This is a genomic window from Mesorhizobium caraganae (genome assembly GCF_016836705.1).
Lineage (GTDB): Bacteria > Pseudomonadota > Alphaproteobacteria > Rhizobiales > Rhizobiaceae > Mesorhizobium > Mesorhizobium caraganae.
In genome coordinates this window covers 34,162-46,297 of the sequence record NZ_JAFCGY010000002.1, presented here as the reverse complement: position 1 = coordinate 46,297, position 12,136 = coordinate 34,162, and the positions used below count along the sequence as shown (strand labels likewise).

At 59.2% G+C, this 12,136-nt stretch carries 10 protein-coding genes; 3 read left to right on the top strand and 7 right to left on the bottom strand.

Going from position 1 to position 12,136, the window contains the following annotated elements; all coding sequences use genetic code 11:
* Position 1: 1 nt before the first annotated feature.
* Positions 2 to 907, bottom strand: a complete 906-nt coding sequence (gene cysD, locus JQK88_RS07835; protein WP_192256445.1) for a sulfate adenylyltransferase subunit CysD — start codon at positions 905 to 907, stop codon at positions 2 to 4.
* A gap of 475 nt (positions 908 to 1,382) precedes the next feature.
* Here cysD and JQK88_RS07830 point away from each other — a divergent pair, with 475 nt between their 5' ends.
* A complete protein-coding gene (locus JQK88_RS07830; protein ID WP_203277998.1) occupies positions 1,383 to 2,660 on the top strand; it encodes an O-antigen ligase family protein in 1,278 nt (425 codons plus the stop codon).
* Positions 2,657 to 3,610 (top strand): NAD-dependent epimerase/dehydratase family protein, encoded by a 954-nt coding sequence (locus tag JQK88_RS07825; protein WP_203277997.1) that lies wholly within the window; start codon positions 2,657 to 2,659, stop codon positions 3,608 to 3,610. Before JQK88_RS07830 ends, JQK88_RS07825 begins: the two co-directional genes overlap by 4 nt.
* Here the strand turns inward: JQK88_RS07825 and JQK88_RS07820 are convergent.
* The 3 genes from JQK88_RS07820 to JQK88_RS07810 form a co-directional block, all read right to left on the bottom strand.
* Positions 3,598 to 4,140, bottom strand: a complete 543-nt coding sequence (locus JQK88_RS07820) for a sugar transferase (protein ID WP_203277996.1) — start codon at positions 4,138 to 4,140, stop codon at positions 3,598 to 3,600. The two genes, JQK88_RS07825 and JQK88_RS07820, sit on opposite strands and share 13 nt — an antisense overlap.
* Positions 4,141 to 4,157: 17 nt before the next feature.
* Positions 4,158 to 5,090 (bottom strand): glycosyltransferase family 2 protein, encoded by a 933-nt coding sequence (locus JQK88_RS07815; protein ID WP_203277995.1) that lies wholly within the window; start codon positions 5,088 to 5,090, stop codon positions 4,158 to 4,160.
* 160 nt (positions 5,091 to 5,250) lie between these two features.
* Entirely contained in the window at positions 5,251 to 7,239 is a 1,989-nt protein-coding gene (locus JQK88_RS07810) for a nucleoside-diphosphate sugar epimerase/dehydratase (protein ID WP_203277994.1), read from the bottom strand.
* A 478-nt stretch (positions 7,240 to 7,717) separates the two neighbouring features.
* Here JQK88_RS07810 and JQK88_RS07805 point away from each other — a divergent pair, with 478 nt between their 5' ends.
* Positions 7,718 to 9,478: a capsular polysaccharide synthesis protein gene (locus tag JQK88_RS07805; RefSeq protein ID WP_203277993.1), complete on the top strand. Its 1,761-nt coding sequence runs from the start codon at positions 7,718 to 7,720 to the stop codon at positions 9,476 to 9,478.
* On the opposite strand, the gene JQK88_RS07800 is transcribed toward JQK88_RS07805, so the two are convergent.
* Genes JQK88_RS07800 through JQK88_RS07790 form a run of 3 tightly spaced genes read right to left on the bottom strand, consistent with a single transcriptional unit; the run spans position 9,375 to position 11,822 of the window.
* Complete coding sequence (locus JQK88_RS07800) at positions 9,375 to 10,895, bottom strand: ABC transporter ATP-binding protein (protein ID WP_203277992.1); 1,521 nt, start codon at positions 10,893 to 10,895, stop codon at positions 9,375 to 9,377. The two genes, JQK88_RS07805 and JQK88_RS07800, sit on opposite strands and share 104 nt — an antisense overlap.
* Positions 10,885 to 11,673, bottom strand: coding sequence for an ABC transporter permease (locus tag JQK88_RS07795; protein ID WP_203277991.1), 789 nt, complete (start codon positions 11,671 to 11,673; stop codon positions 10,885 to 10,887). The genes JQK88_RS07800 and JQK88_RS07795 overlap by 11 nt, the downstream gene beginning before the upstream one ends.
* On the bottom strand, positions 11,670 to 11,822 hold the full coding sequence (locus JQK88_RS07790) for a hypothetical protein (RefSeq protein ID WP_203277990.1): 153 nt from the start codon (positions 11,820 to 11,822) through the stop codon (positions 11,670 to 11,672). Before JQK88_RS07790 ends, JQK88_RS07795 begins: the two co-directional genes overlap by 4 nt.
* Positions 11,823 to 12,136 lie beyond the last annotated feature (314 nt).

Here is a 12,136-nt window from a genome sequence, read left to right as displayed (position 1 = left end):
CTCAGAAATACCCCTCGCGCTTCTTCTTTTCCATCGAGCCGGCTTCATCGCGATCGATGAGGCGGCCCTGGCGCTCGGAGGTGCGTGCCGTCAGCATCTCGCCGACAATGGCTTCCAGCGTGTCGGCGTCGGATTCGATAGCGCCGGTCAGCGGATAGCAGCCGAGCGTGCGGAAGCGCACCAGCCGGTTCTCGACCGTCTCGCCGGGTCGCAGCGCCATGCGGTCATCGTCCTTGAGGATCAGCATGCCGTCGCGTTCGACCACCGGCCGCTCCTTGGCGAAATAGAGCGGCACAATCGGAATGTTCTCCTGCAGAATGTACTGCCAGATGTCGAGTTCGGTCCAGTTCGACAGCGGAAAGACGCGGATCGATTCGCCCGGCGCGATGCGAGTGTTGAAGATCTTCCACATTTCCGGCCGCTGGTTCTTCGGGTCCCAGACATGCTGGGCGTTGCGGAAGGAAAAGATGCGCTCCTTGGCGCGCGACTTTTCCTCGTCGCGCCGCGCTCCGCCGAAGGCGGCGTCGAAACCGTATTTGTCGAGCGCCTGCCGCAACGCCACGGTCTTCATCACATGGGTGTGGGTGTTCGAGCCGTGGTCGAAGGGGTTGATGCCGTCACGCACGCCGTCTTCATTAACGTGGACGAGCAGGTCGAAGCCGAGCCTCTGCGCCATCTGATCGCGAAAGGCGATCATCTCGCGGAACTTCCAGGTGGTGTCGACATGCAGGAAGGGGAAAGGCGGCTTGGCCGGATAGAAGGCCTTCATCGCCAGATGCATCAGCACGGAGGAATCCTTGCCGACGGAATAGAGCATCACCGGCTTGGAGAAGGAGGCAGCAACCTCACGGAAGATGTGGATGGATTCGGCCTCGAGCCGCTGCAAATGCGTAAGCGCGATGTTCATGGACTGTGAGCGTTCTCTCGTGCCATCCAGACCTTGCATCAGATGGATCGGGCGTCCTTTTCAGCCGCCCGGTTCAAGCTTCACTGCTGGACACTATCGGTTCGTGCCGGCGTTCTAGCAGATCGCCACCTGATATAACAACGCTGGAAAGGCCGGCGGCCAAGCCGATAAGGAACGAATTTTCCATGAAAAGCCCGGAATCCGGAAATTTCTGCCCGACAGATTGATAGCCCTCAAAGGCCGTGAAAAATCTTGGCGGAACCCTCGGGAAAACGGTCGGGCCGGTGGATGCTTTCGCTATGCGATGCGGCCACGCCACGGATTTCGATGGTTGCAAGATCCTCGCCGCACTATCGAAAACCGGACCCAGCCGCTATACCGGCTCCTGAACCCGCGCCGGGCGGGATGCTGCAAAAAAGTCGCCACCAAACACCGTCCGTCGCCAAGCGACCCCAGCGCATTGTGAACCAGAGCATTGACCCCGATTTCCACCATCAAGCAGCACCTCTCGCCGTCACGGATCAACATCACCTTCTCCATTCTCTGCTTCTTTTGCCCGCCTGTGCTGGGGTCGGCGGTCAGCTTTGTGTTCAATGGCGGCGGCCTGTGGTCGGTGTTTCTGCTTGCCCTGAAAAGACGGCGCTTCAACACCGACCGGCCAATGGTCGCGATGACGGTGGCCATCTATGCCTATTGTGCAGCCTTCGTGCTCGCCTCTATCGTCAACAATTCGATCGCCAAGGATGCGCCTCATCTGGCAGGGCTGATCACCTTCCTGTTTTTCCCCGTCTCATACGCAACCTGGAGCATCACCGAGAAAACCACGCTGGCGCGCATCGTCGTGCTGGCGAGCGCTGCCGCATGTTTTGGGGCCCTGCTGCTGGCGATCGTGCAACATTACTGGCTGGGCGTACGAGCCGAAGGCGGTGCCGGCAATCCAATCGTATTCGCGACGGTCGCCTGCCTCAGCGTTCTGATGTGCCTGGCGGGCGCCCTTTCAAACGTCGAAAAGAACAAGGTCCTGCTTGCCTGCGCAGCGCTGGCCGGGGCGGTCGCCATCCTCTACTCGGGGTCGCGGATCATATGGCTGGCACTGCCGGTGGCCGGGATCGCCGTCCTGCTGATCAACCGGCGCAGGCTCACCAGCCGAAACGCTATTCGTCTGCTGCTGATTGCTGGCGCGATCGGCGTGGTTATCGCCGCCATCGGATTCCCGATCATTTACGAGCGCGCAGCTTTCCTGTTCAGCGACTGGGATGCGCTGGCTACGAAAGGTGACCATGCCACGGCGCTCGGCTTCCGCGCCGCGCTTTGGCAGATCGGCCTCGGCGCTTTCCACGACATGCCGATTTTCGGTCACGGCATTGCTGCAAGCCGCGAGCTGATGAAGGATGGATTCAACAATCAGTTCAACATGCCATACACGGGCTTCAGCCATTTCCACAACGGCTTTCTGACCGCATTGGTGGAGGCCGGGCTCGTCGGCGCCATCACGCTTGCGGCTGTGTTCGTCGTTGCCGCCAGAAACGCAGCAATCGTTCTGCGCACCAGCACCGACACCGTCGAGCGGTTCGGTGCCACGATGATCGTCGCTACCGTGATCACCTATCTCATCGCCGGCCTGACCGGCATCCTGATCGGCCACGACATCCTCGATTCGACACTGATGGTGTTCCTGGTATCCGGGACCTATCTTGCTTCGGGCTGCCAACAGGCGTTGCCGGCCTCGACGCCGCAGGCAAGCCAGCCGTGAAAGTGCTGGTCACAGGCGCGACGGGCTTCATCGGCAGGCAGGTCGTCAACCAGCTTGGCGAAGCCGGGTTCGAGGTGCGCATGGCATCGCGTCACCCGGAGCGGCTCGACCCCGCGAGCGATGCCGTCAAGTTGCCGGAGTTCGACGCGCCGGCCCAGGCATTCCAGGCGCTGATGCCAGATATCACCCATGTCGTCCACTGTGCGGCTCTCAACAATGACCGCAAGGCGAGCGAGGCCGACTTCCTGGCCGCCAATGCGACACTGACCGCTCAGTTAGCGCGCGCGGCCGCCGCGCAGGCCAGCGGGCGCTTCATCTATCTGTCTTCGATCCGGGCGGTGGCCGGTCCCGGCTTCAGCGGAACGATCAGCGAGGCGACGCCGCCAGCCCCGCAATGCGCCTATGGCCGCTCGAAACGCGAAGGCGAGATCAGGACGCTGGAAGCCTATGCGTCCAGACCTACCGATGCCACGGCGCTGCGCCTGCCGTCGATCTATGGCGAAGGCATGAAGGGAAACCTGGCGACGCTGATGCGCCTGGGCGGCGTGCCTATGGCCTTGTCGCTGCCGGCGGCGGCCTTCAGCGGCGCACGATCGCTGATGTCATGCGAGGCGGCAGCGCGGACCGCGGTGTATCTGTTGAGCCGTCAGCAGCCGCTTCGCCCCATCTATGTCGCCTGCGATCTCCCTCCTCTCCCGGTCTCGGCAATCATCGGGGCATTCCGGAACGGTTTTGGCTACTCATTGCGGCTGTCCAGAGTGCCTGCCGGGCTGATGCGGGCAGTGCTGGTCTTGTTGGGCAAAGGCAAGGCATGGGAAGCGATGACAGCGACGCAGATATGCGATCCGTCGCTCCTGGTATCCGAAGGCTGGGCGCCGCGGACCGACACGCTCGAACAACTGACCGAGCTTGCGCGCCGCTATAAATCCGGCGTTGCTCAACCGCGGTAGAAGATCGTACCGACGAGAATGCGGACATCGAGGCCGATCGAGGCCATCCTGAGATATTCGGCATCGATCTCGGCGCAAAGTTTCGGGTCGGACATGTCGATGCCTTTCATCTGCGCCAGCCCGGTAATGCCCGGAAGCGCCGCAAGCACACCCAATTGCCTGCGGCGTTCGATCAGCTCCGTTTGCGTGGGCAGGCAAGGACGCGGCCCGACCAGGCTCATCTCTCCCTTCAGCACATTCCACAGCTGCGGCAGTTCGTCGATCTTGAATTTTCGCAGCGCCGCGCCGACGGAAGTGATGGAGCTTGCCGGCGCCTGATGCGAGGGCAGAGACGGCGTTCCGACAACCATCGTCCGCAGCTTATGGCAGCGAAACGGCACGCCATTTTGTCCGACCCGGATTTGCGAAAACAAGGCGGGTCCAGGCGACGACAGCCTGATTGCCAGCATGGCAAGCAGGATGACGGGCGAGGTCAGCGGCAAGAGAACCGCCGCCACGACGAGGTCGAAAGCTCGCTTGGGTCCCCTCATGGCCGTCCCTGCATGCTCTAGATCCGCCGCCAGATGAAGGCCAGATAGAGCCCAAGCGTACCGGCCAGCGTCTGCCGGTAGACGCCGCTTTTTCTGAGAAGACGCAGGCGTCGCAAGACACCGCCCTTGCGCGCCCTGATGAACAGGCCGAGGCAAACGGCGGCATCCCTGCTGAGGATGTCGCGATTGACCGCCAGACCGCTCAGATTGTGATCGGTCCAGACGGCGAACTCGCCCTTGAACAGGCGCCCCAGCCGCGACAGCCGCGCCTTCCATGACACGTTGGCGCCGACCAGGTTTGCCTCATGCTGGCGGTAGCGCACCAGCGGCCGCGGATCATAGCGGACAATGCCGCCGGCAGCAGTGACGATCAGATAGGTCCACCAGTCATGGCTGACGAACTCGGTTCTTGCCGATGCCGTTGCCAGCAACTTTCGCGCCGCGCGGTTGATCATCATGGTGTTGCCGCCGGCAATGCTCTGCACGAGCGCATTGCGAAACGACGGCGGCTTTAGGAACAGCGGCGAATAGCCTTGCGCTGCTCCGGTTTCGGACATGGTCGCGGTCCTCGAGCAAAACAGCAGCGGTGTTTCGGCATCGTGCCCCTGCATCCAGGCAATAGCGCTCTCCAGCCTGTCCGGCTCCCAGATGTCGTCCTGGTCGCAGAAGGCGTAGTAGTCGGCATCGATGCGCGGATCAATGATCATCGAGCGGAAGTTGGCGGCAAAGCCCTGGCGAGGACCGTTCGACAGGGTCAGCCGGCCCTTGGGCCAGCGGCTCTGCCAGGCGCCGATGATGGCAGAAGTGCCATCCGTCGACCCGTCGTCGGAGACCCAGAGGTCGACAAGAGGATGCGACTGCGCAAGCAGCGATGCGAGCTGCTCGTCAAGGAAAGCCGCGCCATCTTTCGTGCCCAGCAGCACGGCCACGCGCTGATCTTGTCTGCTCACGGGTTCAGAATCATCTGCAAGCGCCTGGGAACGGCCATCGGATTGGTTTCAATAGCCAATCCCGGTCGATCAGGACAGCATGTTTGTTTGTACGCAATTCCTCAGGGAAAGCGCTACGCGATTTTCCGGGAAACCGCTTCACACTTTTCCGGGAATTGCTCTAACCCGCTTGCCCGACTGTTTTCGCAATGGTTTCGCGGCGCGCGTCGGCTTGAGGCTGTTCGGCCTGATGAAGCCCGGCCATGACGGCGAGCGCGGCGGCCTTGTCCTGGTCGCGCATGGCCGCCTGCAGCGACGTCAGCGCTGCCTGGACCCTGGGCCACCCCACGACATCGGTTCGCAGGCCGAAGATCTTGGGGATATCGAGCGCGACAATCTCCTCGTTGCCGCCATGCAGCACCTCGTGAAGCTTCTCGCCCGGCCTGATCCCGGTGAAACGGATCGGAATGTCGGTGTAGGGGCTCTTGCCGGCCATGCGGATCATGGTTTCGGCGACTTCGAGGATCGGCACCGGCTTGCCCATGTCGAGCATGTAGATGGCGTAATCGTCCTTGCCCTGGCGCCGCTCGGCATCGGCTGCCGACATGATGACGAGGTCGACGGCTTCGGCCACCGTCATGAAGTAGCGGGTCATGCGGCGATCGGTGATGGTGACCGGACCGCCGGCCTCGATCTGCGCCTGGAAGATGGTCGCGACCGAACCGTTGGAGCCGAAGACATTGCCGAACCGCACGGCGATGAACTTGGTGCCGGAGCGACGGCCATTGGGTTCGGTGGCGTGCGTTTCGTGCAGCGAAGAGACGATCTGCTCGGCGGCGCGTTTTGTCATGCCGAGCACCGAGGTCGGATCGACCGCCTTGTCGCTGGAAATCAGCAGGAACTGCGGCACGCCGCATTTGGCGGCAACCTCGGCGCAGACGAGAGTACCCAAAATGTTGGTCTGGATCGCCGATTCCCAGTTTTCCTCAAGCAGCGGCACATGTTTGAGCGCGGCGGCGTGGAAGATGATGTCGGGCTTGAAGTCGCTGACGACGCGGGTGATCTGGCGCCGGTCGGTGACATCGACGATGCGGCTCTTGAGCCGGGCATGATCTTTCTCGTCGACCTGCTGGTCGAGCTGGAAAATCCCGAACTCCGAGATATCGGCAACCAGAACCGCCTCGGCGCCGAGTTCCAGCGCCCGCTTGACCAGGATGCGGCCGATGGAGCCGGCGCCGCCGGTCACCAGGACGCGCTTGCCGCCGACGAAGCCGCCAATGCGCTCAACGTCCGACGGAACCGTGGAGCGGCGCAGGATGGTTTCCATCTCGACAGCGTCGAGGACCAGCTTTCCGCCCTGCCCGAGTTCCGAGACGCCGGAGAACTGGACGACGGCGATGCCGCTGTGACGGGCGACACGGACCAGCTCCGAATACTCCTCGATCTCGCGTTCGGTGCCATTGCCGAAAATCAGCATGTCGAGGCTTTTGGTACCTCTTGCATATTCTTCCAGCACCTCGACCAGGTGGGGCCGCACTGCCACCACCGGGACGCCCTGGATCTGCGTGCCCAGCGGCGCGCCGTTCTCGATGGCCATGATGCCGGCGATGGAATACTCGGCCGGCTCTGCCGTGCGCGTGAACCTAATGATGACGTCTGCCTCGCCCAGCCTGCCGACGAACAGCGCCTGCTTGATCGCCACATTGTTTGCATTGCGGCTCAGGATTCGCCAGCTCGCCCCGTCGCGCAGGAAGCGGTAGTAAAGCCGCGGCGCCGATATGATGGTGAAGGAGACGAGGAAAAAGACGATAAACTGGCGCTCGTTGAGGCCGGTCACCGGCTGAAACCATCGGACCGCCAGCGAGACGACATAGAGCGTGACGGTCAGGATCGCGCAGCTCTTCAGGATGTTGAAGAAGTCCGGCGTGGAGGCGAAACGCCAAACGGTGTTGTAGAGGCCGCAATAGCGAAACAAGAGATGGCTGAGAAGAACAATGCTCACCCAGCAAGCCAGGCCCGGCCAGGAGAGCGCATCGAATGAAAGTCTCGACTGCGAAAGCCCGAGACTCAGCGCCACCGCGACCAAGACCATGACCAGGTCCTGGATCATTATAATGGCGCGCCGTATCTTCGGCCGAAGTCCGGACACGGCTTCTACATAGGATGTCATTGGGTAGTACTGAACTCCAGGCGCAAGGACTTGGACACTAACGTAGTGCGAGAGCGACGGAAACCCGTCACCGATCACCAGTTTAGAGTGCCAATCCCCAGCCCCGCCGCTTTGTATCGCATAGCGCGGAGTCACGGTCATCGCCAGATATTTTTTGTGGAAGGCGCACTCTCCTAGTAAAGCTGCCGTCGAAGTGTTGCCTCGTGGGTTGTGAGGTTCGAGGCTTGCATGCGATCGGTGGTTGCCACATTTCGCTGTTCGCTCCTCAGTGAGAGCTTGGCTCAAGAAGTCAGCATCTCGGCATGGATGTCTTGAAGCCAATGATCGACTGGTGCTAGCAGGGCGCATCACAACACTCCGACGAAGGCCACGGTTGTGAACGATGCCAGTGTCATCGGTCACGTCAAAGAGGTGCGGGAGCGGCCTAGGCACGCCGCGGAGTTGAGACATAGGGCGTCGCTTTGCGACGAGACGAACAATGCTTCCTAAAACCATCTGGATATTGTGGCTCCAAGGCATCGAAGCCGCGCCAAAAATCGTGAGGGCCTGCGTAAGCTCTTGGCAGAGAATCAATCCTAGCTGGACGATTCATGTCCTAACCAGAGAAAGCTTGGCGGACTTTCTGCCTGAGGTGAGCGACGCAAGTTCGATCCTTTCTATGCCCCTCTCAGACGCGGCTTATAGCGATATTGTTCGCGTCGAATTGCTAACGAGGTATGGAGGAGTTTGGGTCGATGCCACTTGCTATTGCCTACAGCCTCTTGATCAGTGGCTTGACGGCGTTATGTCTGAAGGCTTCTTTGCATTCGAGCGGCCCGCCCCCTCCCGAATGCTATCTTCATGGTTTTTGGCAGCCAGCCAGTCATCTTATATAGCGCATGAATGGCGTCGGTACGTCTACCGACACTGGCAGAGCCGAACAGACGATCCGGACTATTTCTGGTTCCATCATCTATTCGGCGAAGCCTATCAAAAGGATAGAAAATTTCGCATGTCGTGGGACAATGTGCCGAAGATATCGGCAAGCGGTCCACATTTGTTCGCTCCCTATGAGACGCGATTGCTTGGTGCAATTTCAAAGGAGGACCGGGAGGTCGTATCTTTTGCCAAGCTTCCAGTTCTAAAACTCACGCACAAGGTTGATCATGGTGCCGTGCGCGAGGGGAGCGCCTATCAATTTCTTTGCAACTTCGCTACGCGTCTATCTTCCAAAGACGTCCAACATCCAGTTGCCAAGGGCCAGATTCTTTTGTGTTGGTATGGATCGCTGAAAGACAATGGAACCATCGGAGATCTATACGCGGTACAGAGTGTTGCTGCTCGCATGAAAGCGTTGGGGTTGAATTTTAGGCATCTAACAGAAAGCACGGAGTTTGAAATTTCCGGCGAAAGGGTGGCGTTGGACGAGCTAGACGAGAATGACTACGGCACGTTGGTTTTCGTCTGCGGTCCGGTTATCAAGGATCATCCGATTGTAGAGACGATAGTTCGTCGATTTCCATCAACCAGAAAAATCGGGGTCAGCATTAGTCTGTTTGACCGAAACCATATCAACTACGTCCAGCCGTTCGACGTTGCATTGGCGCGAGAAGGAGGCGGTCAACGCTTTGAGGACGTTGCCATTCTCGCGCCTTGGCGGGTCAATTCAAAGCGCGTACGTGAATCAAGTGAACCGCTTGTTGTCGGATTGGTACTTCGCGGTGAGCAGAGCGAGTATGGCCCCCAAAGCTCACTCCATGGTCGCACCAGTGCTCTCACGGCGCATGTGCTTGATAGCCTGGCCACAAATTATCAAGTGAAGACGGTTGAGATAGAACACCACTTAACCCGTTCTAGCCGCACGCCTGTCGAAATTGAAGCTCTGTACTCGTCTTGCGATCTCGTTCTCACATCTCGCTTTCATGGCGCAGTTTTGGCAATGCGCAACAAGATTCCGTTCATCGCGATCGATCAAATTCGCGGAGGTGGAAAGCTTACAAGTCTACTTTCCACCTCGGGATGGCCATTTGTTTATCGGGTTGAGCATGCAAAGGAGGATGAAGTGACCCGCGCTGCCCTGGACCTAGTTGAAGGGGGCAAACGCGATCTATTACTCGATGTTATCGAAGACACCAAATCCAGAGCTGCCGAGACGCTCAATGCTCTGGAAGCTCTGCTGAAGACAGAGCCACCTGGGGCGTTGCATCTAGGTTTGCGTAGCCGATTGCTGCAAGGTCTGGCTCGCTGGCGACGCGTATGAGAATGCCTTCAATAATCTTGTGAAGCATACACAATTCGCCGTTCACCAGACCTCGTACGCCGGCACTTGCGAGATAGACGCCCGGCAACATGATACAGTTAAAGGTAAAACTTATTTTCATCGCCGCACCGGAAATGACAAACTGAGTTTTTTCTCCCTTTACTCTATGCGTGTCTGATCCTGCCAAAACCAGGCCTGTTACAGTTTTGAACAGGAACTCGAAGCCGACCTCCCTTGCCTGAGAATAAAAGTCCACTGTGTATTCGAGAACATACCGCTTTCCCATTTGCAGCACATTCACCTCCTCGCCACTGAGGGTTAGAACGCGAAGATCCCGGATGCGGGCACCTCTTTCTTCGAGATAAACTGCGGACTTCGACTTGAGGTTAGGGTCGTAATAGTCTGCGTACTGGCCAGCGGTGTCGTTCGATTCGGCCTCGACAGGTGACGCGACGACCGCATCGGAGGCTTCAGCAGCAGGAAACTTCATAACCGCTGCCGACTTAGTATTGGGGACGGCGGGCTTGTCTTCGAAACTGCCAGCGACTGCTGCCTTGGCAGTCGGCGAAACGGCACTGGGTGCAAGAATCCCGGCGCGGATTTCTTTCGCCGTTTCCACGCTGGCGTTGACCATCCGCTGATATTGCGCCACCACCGCTTTTGGCCGGCCTTCAAGTATGAGCTCACCGGCATCCACGAGCAATGCCCGCGTGCAAAGCTGGACGATGGTCTGCGCACCGTGGCTGACAAACAGAATGGTGCCACCCTTGTCCTTGATGTCCTCGATGCGGGCGAAGCACTTGCGTTGAAACGCCTCGTCGCCCACTGACAGCGCTTCGTCCACTACCAGGATGTCGGGATCGACGTTGATAGCGGTGGCGAAGGCGAGCCGCACCTGCATGCCCGACGAATAGGTCTTTACCGGCTGATCGATGAAGGGACCGATATCGGCGAAACGCGCAATGTCGTCGAAACGCCACTCCATCTCCTTGCGAGGCACACCGAGAATCGACGCGTTGAGGAAGACGTTTTCGCGGCCGGTGAACTCTGGATTGAAGCCGGCGCCAAGCTCAAGCAACGCGGCGATCCGGCCATTGACCTCGACCGACCCCGCGGTCGGCTGCAGCGTGCCGCAGATGATCTGCAAGAGCGTCGACTTGCCGGATCCATTGCGGCCGATGATGCCAACTGTTTCGCCGCGGCCAATGTCGAAGGAAATGCCGGACAAGGCCGCGAAGTCGCGAAAGTAGCGGCGCGGTGGGCGCCCCACCAGACGCTCGAGCCGAGGCACAATCATCTGCTTGAAGCGGTCTTCCGGCCGCTCGAACATGACATAATGTTTCGACACGTCACGCACTCGGATTGCAATGTCGGACGCACGGCCAACCGTCTCAACTCCGGTCTTGTCAGAGGACATCGGCAAAGCCTCTGCGAGTCTTCTGGAAAAATTGATAGCCCAAAAACATCACCACAATCGCTACGATCGAGTAGGAGCCGAGCGCCATCCAGTTCGGCTGTACGCCGAAGAGGACCACGTTGCGGAAATTCTCGACCGGGATCGCGAGCGGGTTGAGCGAGAGCCAGGGCTGCAGCCAGGTCGGCAGCGACGCTCTCTGGAAGAAGACGGGCGACAGGAACATGGTCGCGGTCACGAGAGGAGCGACGATCTGGCTCATATCACGAAAATAGACGCCGATCGACGCCAACGCCCACGCTATACCGAGCACCAGAATAACCAGCGGCGCGAAAACCAGAGGCGCCAGAATCACTGTGAGCGGAATATTTCCAAAAACGACATAGGCGAAAACCAGCAGCACCAAGAGGCTGACAGCCGCATGAAACAGCGCGGTGCCAGCCGAAACGATCGGCAGAATCTGGATCGGGAAGACAATCTTTTTTACATAGTTTGCGTTGCCTACAATCAGCGCAGGCGCCTGCGAAATCACCTCCGAGAAAAACTGGAAGACAATCAATCCGCAAAACAGGATCACGGCAAACTCGCCGGTGGAATGGGTAGCACTTTGCTGATCGGGCATTGTCCAGCGCGATTTCATCACAACACCGAACACGAACGTGTACACCGCGAGCATGAGCAAGGGATTGAGCAGCGACCACAACAGCCCAAACGTGGAACCGCGATAGCGGCCAGACACCTCCCGATGTGTCAGGGAAATAACAAGCTGAGCAAGGTTCATGATGCCGTTTGAATCGTCTTCTTGGCCGCAGCGACAACGAGCATGCCGGAAGCCCAGACGATCCCGACGCTGGCGGTCGAATAGACGACCGTCGTTTCAGCCGACTTAGAAAGCGGTGGGCTCAATTGCATGACACTCTCGTGGTTCATGGCGTCTGCTCGATATCTTGGGGCAACTCTCCCCTCCAAGCCAGAATGCCAATCCTCAACTTACCCGCCACATATCGCATAGCGTGGAGTTGAGGTGATGGCCAGATGTTTCATATTCGCATTCACGAACTTTTTGCCAGCGCGAAGCTGCCGGTCGACATCGGCTTGGGGTTGTGATCGAGAGGCTTGCGAACCGAGAGAAGCGGTGCGAAGAGTGCGCCACGAATTGGGGAGCGAAGACGACGGATATGACATACACATCGCGTGGCCAAGGCGCCCAGGAGCAGCCGAAGGGGCTGGCGCCTCGTTCCAAG